The following is a 13526-nucleotide window of genomic DNA, read 5'->3' as shown; positions in this document are numbered from 1 at the left end:
TCACCAGGCGGGTGCCGCGGCCAGCAGGAGATCGCGGACCCGGGTCACGTCGCGGTTCTCCACCGCGCCGGGGCGCTGGACGAGGAACGCCGTGTTGATCGGCGGGTCCGGAGGCTCGTGGAGCGGGACGAGGACGCCGGAGGCCAGCTCGCCGAGGCAGAGGTAGCGGGGCAGCACGGTGATCCCCGCCCCCGCGACGGCCGCGGCCAGCACACCGCGCAGGTCGGGCACGGTCACCGCGGCGGAGCCCGACAGGCGGCGGCCGAAGACGTGCCGCCAGTATCGGCGCGCGATGGGCAGGTCCTCGGCGTAGGTGACCAGCGGGACGCAGTGCAGTGCCGCCGGCCCGTCGGTGGCCAGCGGTCCGCGCAGCCGGTCGGCCCACGCCGGGGCGGCGACCAGCACGAACTCCTCGTCCGTCAACGGGACCGCGGTCAGGGTGCGGCCACGCGGCCGGGTGGTGGCGATGACCAGGTCGTGCCGTCCCGCCCGCAGTTCCTCGAGCAGCGGGTCGGTCAGGCCGGTGGCGACGCGCAGCCGGACTCCCCCGGCCACCAGCGGCGCCAGCGCCGGGATCACGCGGGTGCACAGCAGTTCGGCGGGCCCGGCGAGGTGCACCGGGCCGGCCCGGCCGGCCGCCGGGTCCGGACCGGCCACGGTGGCGAGCTCGTCGAGCGGCGCGGAGACCCGGGCCGCGAGCTCGTCGGCCACGGCCGTCGGCGAGACGCCCCGCGGGAGCCGCTCGAAGAGCTCGCGCCCGGCCTGCCGCTCCAGAGCGCGCATCTGCGTCGTCACCGTCGGCTGGGACAGGCCCAGCAACTGCGCCGCCCCGGTGAACGAACCCGAGCGGTACACCGCGAGGAAGGTGCGCAGCAGGTTCAGGTCAAGATGCTCGGCGGGGCGGCCGTCGGTATGTTCCACCTGGCCCAGTATTCCTCCCACACCCATAGGAAGCCCTATGCCGGGCATTGGAATCCTCATTGGATCCCTATGCCTGGACCGCCTAGGTTCGACAAGGCACCTCACCCGCCGGGGTCCGCGATCGCGCACCCCGGCACCGACACCCCCGGAGTTCTCCCATGGCCAAGATCCTTTTCGTGCTGACCGGCGCCGACCACTGGACGCTCGCCGACGGCACACCGCACCCCACCGGCTTCTGGGCGGAGGAGGTCGTCGCCCCGTACGAGGCTTTCCGGGCGGCCGGCCACGAGATCGTCGTCGCCACGCCGGGCGGTGTCGTCCCGACCGTGGACCAGGGCAGTCTGGCCGCGGAGGTCAACGGCGGCCAGGAGGCCGCCGACCGCGTCGCCGCCGCGCTCGACGCCATCCCGGAACTGCGACGGCCGCTCCGGCTGGAGGACGTGGACCTCGGCGACCACGCGGCCGTCTTCTACCCGGGCGGGCACGGCCCCATGGAAGACCTGGCGGTCGACGCCGTCTCCGGTCGGCTCCTGGTCGACGCCCTCAGCTCGGGCAGGCCGCTGGGTGTCGTCTGCCACGGCCCGGCCGCGCTGCTCGCCGCGGTGGCCGAGGACGGCTCCAACGCCTTCGCCGGCTACCGGGTCGCCGCGTTCACCAACGCGGAGGAGATGCAGGCCGGCCTGGGCGACAAGGCCAAGTGGCTGCTCCAGGACCGGCTGACCGAGGCGGGCGTCGAAGTCCAGGCGGCGGAGCCGTGGGCGCCGCACGTGGTGGTGGACCGCAACCTGATCACCGGCCAGAACCCGGCCTCCTCCGCCCCCCTCGCCACAGAACTCCTGAAGCACCTGGGCTGAGTCACCGAACCGCCCTGCCGAGCCCGCCCGCCCCGCCGGGCCCACGCGGACCGGCGCCGGCGGGCGCAGCGGGTGCGTCCCGGTGCGGCACCGGGCCCGCGGGTCCGCCCGGGGGCGGGCGGGACCAGGTCCGTCGGCAGGTCCGGCGCGGCCCGGTGGGGGCGCGACCTGGCGCCGGTCGGCGGATCGGGACCCATGCGGATGGGCGCGGGTCGGCAGGCTCGGTGCGGGCGCGCTTCGGCCCGGTGCCGCCCGGGACGCACGCGAAGGACGCGTCGTCCGCTGCGGCCGGCGACTCCGGGTCACCGCACGCCCGCCGCGCGGCGGGCGTTGCCCGTCACGGGGCGCGGGTGCCGGCCAGTATGGTCAGGGCGTCGCTCAGGCCGGTGGGGCGGGGCAGGCCCGGTGCGGAGCGGCCTGCCCAGCCGGGGCCGGCGAGCACCACGGTCGGGGCGCGGCGGGCTCCGGTGACGCCCCAGCGGCTCTCGGCGATGTGCCGGGCGAGAGGCAGACTCGCGGTGGAGCGGGCCTGGGCCCACAGGACCACGGCGACCGGGCCCAGCCGCTGCACCGCCGCGGTCAGCGCCTCGACCGGTACGGCCGCCCCGAACATCCGAGTGGGGACGCCGAGTTGACCGAGCCCCGCGTTCAACGCCTCCAGCGGCAGGCTGTGTTGCTCGCCCGGCACACAGGCCAGCACCACCGGCCCCGGTCCGCCCGCCGCGTCCCCCGGCACGACGGGGCGGGTGGCGCGACGCAGGGCGGTGGAGACGTGCCAGGACAGCAGGTGCTCCACCTCGACGTACCGGTCGCCGGACGAGGCCCACTTGCGTCCCACGGCGTGCAGCGTGGGGACCATCACCTCCTGCCAGGCGACGGTGAGCCCGTGCCGTTCGACGGCCGTGGCCAGTTGCTCCGCGACGGCCGGCGCGTCGAGCCGCACGGCGGCGCGGGCCAGCCCCCGGCACTCCTGGCGGACGTCGCCGCCGAACGGCAGGGCGCCCGCCGCGGCCGGCCCTTCCTCGACCGCGCGCGCCGGTTCGGCAGGAGGCGGCAGCACCCCCTCCTTCGCCGCTCGGGCCGCGTCCGCGGGGGGCACACCGGAGGCGGTGAGCCGGCACATCGTCTCCAGCACGGCCACGTCCGCCGCCCGCCAGCGCCGGTGCCGCCCGTCGGCGCGGACGGCGGGCCCGATGCCGTACCGGCGGTCCCAGGATCGCAGGGTGGTGGGCGCCACGCCCAGTCGGCGGGCCAGCGCCCCGGTCGTCAGGGCGGCCTCGTCGGGGCTCGGGAATGCGCTCATGGGGCGACGATACGACGCAGAAACGATGCATGTTGAGGCGCCTGGTGTGCGGCTCGCACGATGTGGTGACCGGGGCCCGCCCCGGAGCACGTCCCGGACCGGCCTGAGCCCAGGCCGCCCGACGCGAGGAGCCGTCGCCATGAGCCCGCAGCCGACCGCCGTAACCTGTCCCGCCCCGACGCAGGAGTCGCTCACCGACGAGGAACTCGCCCGGGGCCTGGCGTCGGGGGACGAGGCGTCCCTGGCCGCCGTGTACCACCGCTGGCGCGCCCTGGTGCACTCGCTCGCCTGGCGGTCCCTGGGCGACGCCAGAGAGGCCGAGGACGTCACGCAGCAGGTGTTCCTGGGGGTGTGGAGCGGTCGCGCGGGCTACCGGCCCGAGCGGGGCGCGCTCGGCGGCTGGATCGTGGGCATCACCCGGCGCAAGATCGCCGATGCGCTGGCCGCCCGGACCCGCCGCCAGGAACTCGTCGCCTCGGCCGGCTCGTGGCTGACCCTGCGCGACCCCGGCCGCGGCCGTCCCGAGGAGGTCCTGGACCGCGTCCTGGTGCGCGGCGAGCTGGCCCGGCTCCCGGCACCCCAGCGGCAGGTGCTGCGGCTGACCTTCTACGAGGACCTGACGCAGACGCAGATCGCCGAGCGCACCGGCTGGCCGCTGGGCACGGTGAAGAGCCACGCCCGGCGCGGCATGCTGCGGCTGCGCGGCCGTCTGGAGTCCGGGCCCCAGGGCTGAGCCCCCGTACGGCCGAGGCCACCCTTGCGCACGCGCGTTCCCCGGTCGAACCGAAAATCGACGCACAAACGCTGCGTCGAAGTTCACCGAAGAACAGCGGGCGCGGACCAATCCCCCGCCCCTCGTGCACCGGATTACGTCCGGACCTGCCGCACTCCCGAAGGATCCCCAGTGAAAGAAGCCGTCCACATCGGCCGGAACCCGGCCTCCCAACCGGATGCCCAGGAACTGCTGGGCGCGGTGGCCCTGGGCGACCAGGAGGCCTTCGCCGGTCTCTACGACGTCGTCGCGGGGCCGGTGCTGGGTGTGGTGCGCGCGGTGCTGCGCGACCGGGCGCAGTCCGAGGAGGTGGCCCAGGAGGTGCTCGTGGAGGTGTGGCGCTCGGCTCCCCGGTACCGCCCCGAGCGCGGCTCGGCCGTCAACTGGGTGCTGACCATGGCGCACCAGCGGGCCGTCGACCGGGTCCGGTCGGTGCAGGCCGCGGCGGCGCGCGAGCACCGGGCCGCCCTGCTCGACCACGCGCCCGAGTACGACGAGGTCATCGAGCAGGTGGAGGCCCGGCTCGAGCGGGAGCAGGTCCGGCGCTGTCTGCGCACGCTGACCGAGCTCCAGCGGCAGGCGGTGGAGCTCGCCTACTACCGGGGGCTGACCTACCGGCAGGTCTCCGAGGCGCTGGCGGTGCCGCTCGGCACCGTGAAGACCCGCCTGCGCGACGGGCTGATCCGGTTGCGCGACTGCCTGGGGGTGAGCGTGTGATCACGTCGGATCTGCACACGTTGTCGGGCGCGTACGCCCTGCATGCCCTGGAGGACGACGAGCGCGCCGCCTTCGAACGCCATCTCGCCGGCTGCGAGGCCTGTGCCCGTGAGGTCGCGGAGTTCACCGCGACGGCCGCCCGGCTGGGGCTGGCGGTGTCGGTGCGGCCCGCGCCCGGCGACCGGGACCAGGTGCTGCGGCGGATCGCCGAGGTCCGGCAGGCCGCCCCGGCCCGGACTCCCTGGGACCGCTCCGGACGCAGGGCCCGAAGGACGTGGTGGGCGTCCCGCTGGATGCTGGCCGCCTGTCTGGCGGCGACGGCCGCGCTCGGCGGCACGACGGTGTGGCAGTACCAGCGCGCCGAGGACGCCCGGGCCGAGGCCGGCCGCTCCCAGCGCGCGTCCGCGGAACTGTCCGCGGTGCTCGCCGCGCCCGACGCCCGCTCGCGCACGGTCCGGCTGGCGGACGGGGCCGAGGGGACGGTGGTGGTGTCCGCGAGTCGCGACCGTGCGGTGTTCCTCGCCGCCGGGATGGCCGAGCCGCCCGGCGGCAAGGTCTATCAGCTGTGGTTCGACGAGCACGGCGCCATGCGCGACGCGGGCCTGATGGACCCGCGTCGCACGAGCCAGGCGGTGCTGCTGCGGGGGACGGTGGACGACGCCTCCGCGATGGGCATCACGGTCGAGCCGGCGGGCGGCTCGAAGGAGCCCACCTCGCAGCCCGTCGCGCTGCTGCCGTTCCCCACCTGACCGGGGCGGCCGCCCGGGGCGACGCCTGGTCGACGCCTGATCGCCGCCCGGTCAGCGCACGGTCAGCGCCCGGGCGGCCACGGGAAGAAGCCGCTCGTCCGCGAGACGTACTCGGCGTAACCGGGCCGCTCGGCCATGTGCCGTTCCAGAAGCGGTTTTCCGCTGCCCCTGATCAGCAGGAAGCTCATGATCAGCGGCGACACGAGGCCGACCAGGGCCGAGGCGGCGGAGTCGCACGCGATGAGGAACAGACCCCACCAGACACAGAAGTCCCCGAAGTAGTTGGGGTGCCGGGTGTAGCGCCACAGGCCGCGGTCCATGACCCGGCCGCGGTTGGCCGGATCCGCCTTGAACCGGGCCAGCTGGGCGTCGCCCACCGCCTCGAAGAACATCCCCACCGCCCACAGCGCGCCGCCGGCCCAGGCGAACGCGGTCATCTGCGCCGGCACGTAACTCGCGGCCTGGACGGGCAGCGACACCAGCCACACCAGGGCGCCCTGAAGCAGGTACACCATGCGCAGCGCGTACAGGTTCCGGCTGCCGGGCGCCTTCGCGAGCATCGCATCGTAGCGGGGGTCCTCTCCGTGGCCGCGGCCGCGGCGCGCGATGTGCGCGGCCAGCCGCAGCCCCCAGACGGCCGTCAGGACGGTCACCAGGACACGGCGCCCGATGTCGCCGTGCCCGGCGGAGGCCACGCAGGTCACGAGGGCGACGGCGGTGAAGGCGACTCCCCAGGCGACGTCCACGAGACGGTGCACGCCCTTGCGTACGGCCAGGGCGAAGGTGGCGAGCAGGACGACGAGGACGGCCGCGGCGGCCCAGGCGAGGTTGAGCGCGAACGCGCCCCAGGGAAACCCGCTCATGCCCCCTCCAGCCTCGTGTACCAGCGCTCGGGACGGACGGGCGTCCCGCTGTCCCCCAGCGAGGTCGGCCGTACGCAGAGGATCTGGTCGACGCCCATGCGGCCCTCCTCGAAGGCGAGCGCCCCGCCGACCAGATACAGCCGCCAGACCCGGGCCGTCTGCGCACCGACGAGCCGCACCACGTCGGCCCAGCGGTCCTCCAGCGTGCGGTGCCAGGCGGCGACTGTGCGCACGTAGTGCTCGCGCAGCGACTCGGCGGACCGCACCTCGAGACCGGCGCCCTCCAGGAGCGTGACGGTCTCGCCGAGCGGCCGCATGTGCATGTCGGGGGCGATGTAGGCCTCGATGAACGGACCGCCGCCGGGCGCGTTGCGCCCTCGCGACATCTGCTGCACGAGCACCCGGCCGCGCGGGCGGACCAGCCGGCGCAGCGCGGCGGCGAAGGCGGGGTATTCGGCGTCCCCGACGTGTTCGCCCATCTCGATGGTGGCGACGGCGTCGTAGGCCCCGCCGTCGATGTCCCGGTAGTCCTGGCAGACCACCTCGACCCGGTGCTCCAGGCCCCGTTCGCGCACCTTGCGCCGTACGTACGCGGCCTGTTCGTGCGCCAGGGTGACGGCGGTGACCTGGGCCTTGTGCCGCTCGGCGGCGTACAGGGTGAGCGAGCCCCAGCCGCACCCGATGTCGAGCAGCCGGGCGCCGGGGACGACGGCGAGCTTGCGGCAGACCAGTTCCAGCTTGGCGTACTGGGCCTCGGCGGGTGTGCGGTCCGGGTCCTCGTCGGCCCAGTAGCCGCACGAGTAGGCCATCGGCTCGCCGAGGAGGAGGCGGTAGAAGTCGTTGGACAGGTCGTAGTGGTGGCTGATCGCGGCCCGGTCCCGGGCCCGGCTGTGCAGGCCGCCGCGCAGCCGGGCCTGGGCGGCGGGCGGGGCCGGGCGGGGTCCCACGGCGCCGAGCCGCAGCGCCTCGGCCGCGGCGCGGGCGCGGTCGGCGAGGCCGGGCCGCGAGCCGTGCGGGCCGCGTTCCCGGGCGGCCGCCCAGAGGGTGCGCAGCGCGTGCCCGAGGTCGCCCTCGATGTCGAGCTCGCCGGTCACATAGGCCTGGGCGAGGCCGAGTTCGCCGGGTTCCCAGAGCAGGCGGCGCAGGGCGCGGCGCGAGCGTACGACCACGACGGGGCCCTCGGCCGGGCCCGCCTCGCTGCCGTCCCAGGCGCGCAGCCGGACGGGCAGCGCCGTGCCGAGCGTCTCCTCGACGAGAGCGGCGAGCCGGTGGGCGGCGCCGGGCCGCGCGGTGCGGGCGGAGCGCACGTCGGTCATCGGGTCGGGTCCTCCTTGGCGAACAGGTACTGCTGGACGTCGAGGTAGCCGGAGCGGAAGCCGGCCTCGGAGTAGGCGAGGTAGAGGGTCCACATCCGGCGGAAGGTGGCGTCGAAGCCGAGGGCGGCGACCTCGTCGGCGCGTTCGGTGAACCGTTCGCGCCACAGCCGCAGCGTCTCGGCGTAGTGCGCGCCGAAGCCGTCGCGGCGGGCGACGGTCAGCCGGGTGTGGTCGCGGACCGTGTGCTCGACGGCCTCGACGGAGGGCAGCAGGCCGCCGGGGAAGATGTACTTCTGGATCCAGGTGTGGGTGTCCCGGCTGGCCAGCATCCGCTCGTGGGGCATGGTGATGGCCTGCAGGGCGGCCCGTCCGCCGGGGACGAGCCGGTCGTCGAGGGTACGGAAGTAGACCGGCCAGAACTCCTCGCCGACGGCTTCGATCATCTCGACGCTGACGACGGCGTCGTAGCTGCCGCGGGCCTCGCGGTAGTCGCACAGCTCGACCTTGACCCGGTCGGCGAGGCCCGCGTCCCGGATCCGGGCGAGGGCCAGGTCGCGCTGTTCGCGGGAGAGGGTGAGCGAGGTGACGTGGGCACCGCGCGCCGCGGCCCGGAGCGCGAGTTCGCCCCAGCCGGTGCCGATCTCCAGCAGTCGGGTGCCGCGCTGGACGCGCGCGAGGTCGAGCAGCCGGTCGATCTTGCGGTGCTGGGCGGCGGCGAGCAGGTCCCAGCGGGCGGGGAAGCCGCGGAAGAGCGCCGAGGAGTAGGTGAGCGTCTCGTCCAGGAACAGCGTGAAGAGGTCGTTGGACAGGTCGTAGTGGCGGCTGATGTTGGCGCGGGCGTTGTCCGGGGTGTTGCGCCGGTGGTGCGGCTGCCGCTGGGCCCACCAGCCGCGCAGGCGCTGCAGCGGGGCCGGGATCAGGTCGGCCGCGTGGGCGGCGAGCACGGTGAGCGGGGCGACCAGGTCGGGCGCGTCCCACTCGCCGGCCATGTAGGACTCGCCGAAACCGATCAGGCCGTGGGTGCCGATCCGGGCGTGGAAGGCGCGCGGGTCCCTGATCTCCAGCAGCGGCCCGCCCCGGCCCACGGAGGTGCCGTCCGCGTAGCGGGCCTGCAGCGGCAGCCGGTCCAGCGCCCGGCGGACGACGGCGCCGGTCACGGCGGTCCGGACGCGGGCGGCGGACGGCGGGGCGGCCACGCCGGGCCGGTGTACGGCGTCCGAGTGCGGGACGGCGTGGCAGTCACCCCGCCGCACGGTGGCGGGGCGGGGCTCGACGTACGTCATGGGTTGTTCTCTCCGGTGCGGTGGTCGGGACGGGGTCGGACGGGCAGGCCGCGCAGGTAGAGGCGGATGCCGTGGAATCGGATGGCGGCGGAGACGGCGACGGTGGACCAGGGACGGCGCAGCGCCTGACGCAGCAGCCGCCCGTTGGTTGCTTCCCTCCGCGTGCCACGGACGGTTGCGGTGAAGGGGCGCCCGCCCGCGCGGTCGAGGTGCACGGTGAGGTCGAGCCGCTCGTCCGGCCTGGGCAGCCGCATGCGGTAGTGGCCGTCGACGGGGAAGAACGGCGAGACGTAGAACTCCTTGTCGGTCCCCGCCCTGCCGTCGGGGTCCGTGTCGAGCAGATAGCAGTGGCGTTCTCCGTAGGTGTTGTGGACCTCGGCGACCACGCAGCGCGGCTCGCCGTCGGGGCCGTGGCACCAGTAGACGGTGAGCGGGTTGAAGACGTGTCCGAACACGCGGGCCTGGGTGAGCATGAGCACCGGGCCGCCCGCCAGGTCGACGCCGTGCGCCGCCAGGAAGGCGTCCAGTCCCGCCCGGATGCCGGGCTCGTCGCCGGTGAAGTGGTCGCGCGCGTCGAAGCGGGTCAACGCCCGCAGCGGACGAGGGAGTTCGGGCGGGTGGTCGATGTCGACGAGCCACAGGTGGGTGCGGTGGCGCAGCACGTACCGCAGGGGTGCGGTGCGCACATGGGTGATCGTGCAGGGGTACAGGGCGGGCGTCAGGGTGACCATCCGCTCGGCCCGCGCGCTCCGGGGAGTCACCATCGCACCCCCAGTGCGGCCGCCGCCGATACGCCGGACCGGCAGCCGTCCTCGTGGAACCCCCAGCCGTGGTAGGCGCCCGCGAACGCGGTGACGGTGGTGTTCAGAGCGGGCAGGTCCCGCTGGGCGGCGACCGACTCCGGGGTGTAGACGGGGTGTTCGTAGGCCATGCGGGCGAGGATCCGGCCGGGGTCGACACGGTCCTCGCCGCCCAGGGTGACCACGTACGGCTCGGCCGCGTCGAGTCGCTGGAGCCGGTTCATGTCGTAGCTGACCCGGACGTGGTCGGCGCCCGCGGCGCAGGACGGCATCAGGTAGTTCCAGGAGGCCCGGGCGCGAGGGGCGCGCGGGAGGACCGAGGTGTCGGTGTGCAGCAGGGTGACGTTGCGTGAGTAGCGGAAAGCGCCGAGCACCTCCTTCTCCCGCGGGGTGGCGTCGGCGAGCATCCGCAGCGCCTGGTCGGGGTGGACGGCGATCACCACGGCGTCGTAGGCCTCGCTCACGCCGTCGGCGGTGGTGATCTCGGCGCCGTCCGGGGTGCGCCGCACGGCCCGTACGGGGGTCCCGGTGCGGACGGCGTCCAGGCGCTCGGCGACCCGGTCGACGTACTCGCGCGAGCCGCCGGTCACCGTGCGCCACACCGGGGAGCCGCCGATCGCGAGCATCCCGTGGTGCTCGAGGAACCGGAACAGATAGGCGGCCGGGTAGCGCTGGGCGGTGGCGGCGTCGCAGGACCAGACGGCCGCGACGACCGGCGTCATGAAGTGCGCGCGGAAATAGGCGGAGAAGCCCTCGCGGTCGAGGAAGTCCCCCAGCGTGAAGGTGTCCTCGGCCCCGTGCGCCAGCAGTCGGCGGGCCGCCCGGTGGAAGGCGGGGACCTCGGCGAGCATGCGCAGGTAGGGCAGGCGCACGGCGTTGCGCGGCCGGGCCAGGAGGCCGGCCGGGCCACGGGCGCCGGTGTACTCGAGCCCGCAGCCGTCGCATCGTACGGACATGCTCATCTCCGACTCCTGGGTGCGGACGCCGAGATCGTCGAAGAGCCGGAGCAGGTGGGGGTAGGTACGGCGGTTGTGCACGATGAAGCCGGAGTCGACGCGGTGGACCCGGCCGTCGGGTGCGCCGAGTTCGTGCGTGTGGGCGTGTCCGCCGAGCCGGTCGTCGGCCTCGTAGAGGGTGACCCGGCGGTTTCCGCGGCGCAGCACATGCGCCGCGGTCAGTCCGGCCACCCCGCTGCCCACGACCGCCGTCCGCCGTCGCCCGTCGGACCCGCCTCCGGGTCCCCCGCGCGGCTCGCCGCCGGCCGCCGCTGTCGTCCGCACCATCGTCCGCTCCTCCCGCCCGGCCCCGGGGCGGGGCCGTCGCCTGTAATCCGAGGCCACGGCCGGAGCGGATTGGCCCGAGGCCGGATTCTTTTTCGGAAGGATGAATGATCACATAACAGAACAATATTTTCTCGGTCTACACATAAAGAATAAATAAGAGCAGAATGGACAGGCGCGGCACCTACCGCACACCGCTCCGCAGCGGTCGGGCCTGATAGTCGAAGGAGACGCGTCATGGCCAACGTCTCACCCACCAGAGGTGACATGTCGAGGCACCCCGATGTTCCCGAGATGCAGGCGCGGTACGCCCGCATGCTCGGCGGTCGTGACGTGGCGCTCGTGGACGGACCGGTGTTCCTGCTCGGTCTGTACTGCGCCGTGTCCCCGTGGATCCTCCACTACACCGCCGGCCAGCCGGCGCTCATGACCCACAACCTGATCGTCGGGATCGCGATCGGTCTGCTGGCCCTCGGCTTCACCGCGGCTCCCGCGCGGATGTACGGCCTGAGCTGGGCCATGTGCGCGCTGGGCATCTGGATGATCATCGCGCCCTGGGTCGTCGGCGACAGCCCGGACGCCGGTGTCGCGGTCAACAACATCATCATCGGCGCCCTGGCCCTGATCCTGGGGCTGATGTGCACCGCCACGGCCGCGAGGAGCACCAGCACCCCGCAGCCGTAGAGACCCCGTCGCACCCCGGACGACGGCCGGGTCGGCCCGCGCGTGCGGACCGACCCGGCCGTCGTGCCGCGCGTCGCCCGGCGACCTCTCGCGGGCCCTCGGGCACCGGGCACGGTGTGCCGGAGCGGCGTGCGGCCCGGCTCCAGGAGCGACTCGAGGCGGGACGGGACCGCCGGCCGGCCGACGCGTCGGAGTGTTCGCCAGGCCAAGCGCCGCGAAGTCCTGCCGCGCACCCGGCCCCTCCGGCCGGCGGGCACCGACCCGGTCGGGCCGCCCGGGAGGAGCGGCCCGACCGGCCTGACGTCAGGTGACGTCGAGCGCGGTGTCGTCGATGACGAACGAGGTCTGCAGCTTGGAGCCCTCGGTGCTGGTGAACCTGAGCGTGACCGTCTGTCCGGCGTACCCGCTCATGCTGAAGCTGCGCTGGGTGTATCCCGAGGCCGCGTTGAGGTTGGAGTACGAGGCCAGGGTGCCCAGGGCCGTGCCGGAGCTGTTGAGGACCTGGACCTGAAGGGTGTCGTAGGCGGTGCTGGTGGTCGTCTCGGCGGTGTCGATGTGCAGGTGGAGACCGAGCGTGGCGGAGCAGCCGGACGGGATGGTCACCGACTGGGAGAGGGTCTCGGTCCCGGCGGTGCCGTTGCCGCCCAGCCATGCGTAGTAGGAGCCCGTACGGGCGGCCTCGCCGCTGGAGTTGGTGATGACGCCGCTGGTGGCGCTCCAGGTCGTGGCGCCGGACTCGAAGCTGGCGTTGCCGAGCAGCTGGGTGTCGGTGCAGTCGGTGCCGCCGTCGTCGCCGCCCCCGCTGCCGCTCGCGCCGGAGAGCCACTCGGTGGCGTTCAGGGCGAGGGCGGCGTTGGTGGCGCCGGTGTCGTTCCAGCCGTCGTAGAGGGTGTTGCCGGACTGGCCGGTGCCGTCGTCGATGGGTGAGCTGTCGCCCCAGAAGGCGACGCGGCCACTGCCGAAGGTGCTGGTGGCGAAGAAGGCGCCGGTGTTCCCGGAGTAGCCGCTGCGGTAGAGCAGGCCCTTGACGGAGGAGTTGTCGGCCGGTTTGAGCGTGGCGGTGGTGCCCGAGGCGATCAGGCTCTTGGTGACGGTGCCGAAGGAACCGTGCAGGACGGGGTCGGTGCCGTCGCTGATCGCGGCCGGGTAGCCGGAGCTGATGGAGAGGGAGTCGACGGAGAAGCCGAACGGGTCGGTGGAGTCGACACTGTTGGCGGTCATCAGATCGTTGAAGATCTCGACGGCGTCCTCGCCGTCGTTGTTGCGGTCGGCGCCCGTGTGGTCGGAGACCATGAACAGGCCTCCGCCGTTCTTCACGAAGTTCATGATCGCCGTCTTCTCGGCGGTGGTGAACAGCGTGTTGGGCTCCGGCAGGACCAGCGTGTCGAAGTTCGACAGGTCGATGGTGGCCGAGCCGCCGTAGGTGAGGGCGCTCGTGGCGGTCTTGAGGCTGTAGTCGCCGGTCTTCTGGAGGGCGACGCCCCACGACGACAGCGCGCCGGTCCAGTCCGTCTCCGAGGACGGGGAGGAGTCCTGGGAGAGCGGGTCGGGCTTGCTGGTCGAGATGATCCAGTCGGCGTTGCCGGCCTCCTCCGCGTGGCCGTCGTCGAACAGGATGCGGTGGGGGGTGGCCGCGTGGGCGGGTGTGGCGCTGGTGCTGACCTGAAGGGCCGCTCCGGTGACGAGCAGCCCGAGACCGGCCAGGACGGTGGTGACCTTGCGGCGGGATCTCTGTGATCCGAGCATCCGGCGAACCTCCGTGAGATGGGGGGACACGAGGCGGGTGCGGGCGCCAAATCTGCGCGCGTAGACACCGCATTCGAGGGTTCTACCCGCGTGGAACGATTGAAAGGTACATGGCATGACTGAGCGATGAACATCAAACGCGGGCAATATCGCGAGCGAAAACGTCGACACCCGGGCGGGACGGCTGCGGCGGGGCGGCTCGTCGTCCCGGCCCGCCGGCGCATCGCCGTACGCCGAC

The 13526-nt window shown here is 74.0% G+C and carries 13 protein-coding genes; 5 read left to right on the top strand and 8 right to left on the bottom strand.

The genetic code is table 11. The annotated features are described in order from the left end of the window. The gene (locus QQM72_RS37020; protein WP_399080008.1) at positions 1 to 948 is read right to left on the bottom strand and encodes a LysR substrate-binding domain-containing protein; all 948 of its coding nucleotides are present in this window, start codon (positions 946 to 948) and stop codon (positions 1 to 3) included. Between the two features lie 131 nt (positions 949 to 1079). Between QQM72_RS37020 and QQM72_RS37015 the strand changes: the two genes are divergently transcribed. Continuing rightward, the gene (locus tag QQM72_RS37015) at positions 1080 to 1775 is read left to right on the top strand and encodes a type 1 glutamine amidotransferase domain-containing protein (protein ID WP_314225180.1); all 696 of its coding nucleotides are present in this window, start codon (positions 1080 to 1082) and stop codon (positions 1773 to 1775) included. Between the two features lie 337 nt (positions 1776 to 2112). On the opposite strand, the gene QQM72_RS37010 is transcribed toward QQM72_RS37015, so the two are convergent. Beyond that, entirely contained in the window at positions 2113 to 3078 is a 966-nt protein-coding gene (locus QQM72_RS37010) for a MerR family transcriptional regulator (RefSeq protein WP_314225179.1), read from the bottom strand. 139 nt (positions 3079 to 3217) lie between these two features. Here QQM72_RS37010 and QQM72_RS37005 point away from each other — a divergent pair, with 139 nt between their 5' ends. The 3 genes from QQM72_RS37005 to QQM72_RS36995 all read left to right on the top strand — a co-directional run bounded on the left by QQM72_RS37005 (position 3218) and on the right by QQM72_RS36995 (position 5316). After that, entirely contained in the window at positions 3218 to 3811 is a 594-nt protein-coding gene (locus QQM72_RS37005) for a sigma-70 family RNA polymerase sigma factor (RefSeq protein WP_314225178.1), read from the top strand. Between the two features lie 171 nt (positions 3812 to 3982). After that, entirely contained in the window at positions 3983 to 4567 is a 585-nt protein-coding gene (locus QQM72_RS37000; RefSeq protein WP_314225177.1) for a sigma-70 family RNA polymerase sigma factor, read from the top strand. After that, positions 4564 to 5316: an anti-sigma factor gene (locus QQM72_RS36995; RefSeq protein ID WP_314225176.1), complete on the top strand. Its 753-nt coding sequence runs from the start codon at positions 4564 to 4566 to the stop codon at positions 5314 to 5316. The genes QQM72_RS37000 and QQM72_RS36995 overlap by 4 nt, the downstream gene beginning before the upstream one ends. 62 nt (positions 5317 to 5378) lie before the next feature. Here the strand turns inward: QQM72_RS36995 and QQM72_RS36990 are convergent, their stop codons facing one another. The 5 genes from QQM72_RS36990 to QQM72_RS36970 are packed head-to-tail and all read right to left on the bottom strand — an operon-like array spanning position 5379 to position 10777. Next, positions 5379 to 6179: a DUF1295 domain-containing protein gene (locus QQM72_RS36990; RefSeq protein ID WP_314225175.1), complete on the bottom strand. Its 801-nt coding sequence runs from the start codon at positions 6177 to 6179 to the stop codon at positions 5379 to 5381. Next, a complete protein-coding gene (locus QQM72_RS36985) occupies positions 6176 to 7495 on the bottom strand; it encodes a cyclopropane-fatty-acyl-phospholipid synthase family protein (protein WP_314225174.1) in 1320 nt (439 codons plus the stop codon). The genes QQM72_RS36990 and QQM72_RS36985 overlap by 4 nt, the downstream gene beginning before the upstream one ends. Next, the gene (locus tag QQM72_RS36980; protein WP_314225173.1) at positions 7492 to 8778 is read right to left on the bottom strand and encodes a cyclopropane-fatty-acyl-phospholipid synthase family protein; all 1287 of its coding nucleotides are present in this window, start codon (positions 8776 to 8778) and stop codon (positions 7492 to 7494) included. The genes QQM72_RS36985 and QQM72_RS36980 overlap by 4 nt, the downstream gene beginning before the upstream one ends. Next, positions 8775 to 9542: a DUF1365 domain-containing protein gene (locus tag QQM72_RS36975; protein ID WP_314225172.1), complete on the bottom strand. Its 768-nt coding sequence runs from the start codon at positions 9540 to 9542 to the stop codon at positions 8775 to 8777. Before QQM72_RS36975 ends, QQM72_RS36980 begins: the two co-directional genes overlap by 4 nt. Continuing rightward, complete coding sequence (locus QQM72_RS36970; RefSeq protein WP_314225197.1) at positions 9536 to 10777, bottom strand: NAD(P)/FAD-dependent oxidoreductase; 1242 nt, start codon at positions 10775 to 10777, stop codon at positions 9536 to 9538. Before QQM72_RS36970 ends, QQM72_RS36975 begins: the two co-directional genes overlap by 7 nt. Positions 10778 to 11095: 318 nt before the next feature. On the opposite strand from QQM72_RS36970, the gene QQM72_RS36965 reads away from it, so the two are divergent. Further along, entirely contained in the window at positions 11096 to 11542 is a 447-nt protein-coding gene (locus QQM72_RS36965) for an SPW repeat protein (RefSeq protein WP_314225171.1), read from the top strand. Between the two features lie 303 nt (positions 11543 to 11845). On the opposite strand, the gene QQM72_RS36960 is transcribed toward QQM72_RS36965, so the two are convergent. Continuing rightward, positions 11846 to 13288 carry a hydrolase gene (locus tag QQM72_RS36960; RefSeq protein WP_314225170.1) on the bottom strand — a complete coding sequence of 481 codons (1443 nt, stop codon included), beginning with the start codon at positions 13286 to 13288 and terminating at the stop codon, positions 11846 to 11848. Between the last annotated feature and the right edge of the window lie 238 nt (positions 13289 to 13526).

Source organism: Streptomyces zaehneri, assembly GCF_032248645.1.
In the GTDB taxonomy this organism is placed as follows: domain Bacteria; phylum Actinomycetota; class Actinomycetes; order Streptomycetales; family Streptomycetaceae; genus Streptomyces; species Streptomyces coriariae.
The sequence above is the reverse complement of the archived record's forward strand: the minus strand, read 5'-3'. Positions and strand labels throughout refer to the sequence as shown.

Excerpts from the sequence above, each read along its gene's own strand:
- QQM72_RS37020 (WP_399080008.1), bottom strand. The coding sequence starts at position 948 with ATGGGTGTGGGAGGAATACTGGGCCAGGTGGAACATACCGACGGCCGC.
- QQM72_RS37015 (WP_314225180.1), top strand. The coding sequence starts at position 1,080 with ATGGCCAAGATCCTTTTCGTGCTGACCGGCGCCGACCACTGGACGCTC.
- QQM72_RS37010 (WP_314225179.1), bottom strand. The coding sequence starts at position 3,078 with ATGAGCGCATTCCCGAGCCCCGACGAGGCCGCCCTGACGACCGGGGCG.
- QQM72_RS37005 (WP_314225178.1), top strand. The coding sequence starts at position 3,218 with ATGAGCCCGCAGCCGACCGCCGTAACCTGTCCCGCCCCGACGCAGGAG.
- QQM72_RS36990 (WP_314225175.1), bottom strand. The coding sequence starts at position 6,179 with ATGAGCGGGTTTCCCTGGGGCGCGTTCGCGCTCAACCTCGCCTGGGCC.
- QQM72_RS36985 (WP_314225174.1), bottom strand. The coding sequence starts at position 7,495 with ATGACCGACGTGCGCTCCGCCCGCACCGCGCGGCCCGGCGCCGCCCAC.
- QQM72_RS36980 (WP_314225173.1), bottom strand. The coding sequence starts at position 8,778 with ATGACGTACGTCGAGCCCCGCCCCGCCACCGTGCGGCGGGGTGACTGC.
- QQM72_RS36975 (WP_314225172.1), bottom strand. The coding sequence starts at position 9,542 with ATGGTGACTCCCCGGAGCGCGCGGGCCGAGCGGATGGTCACCCTGACG.
- QQM72_RS36965 (WP_314225171.1), top strand. The coding sequence starts at position 11,096 with ATGGCCAACGTCTCACCCACCAGAGGTGACATGTCGAGGCACCCCGAT.
- QQM72_RS36960 (WP_314225170.1), bottom strand. The coding sequence starts at position 13,288 with ATGCTCGGATCACAGAGATCCCGCCGCAAGGTCACCACCGTCCTGGCC.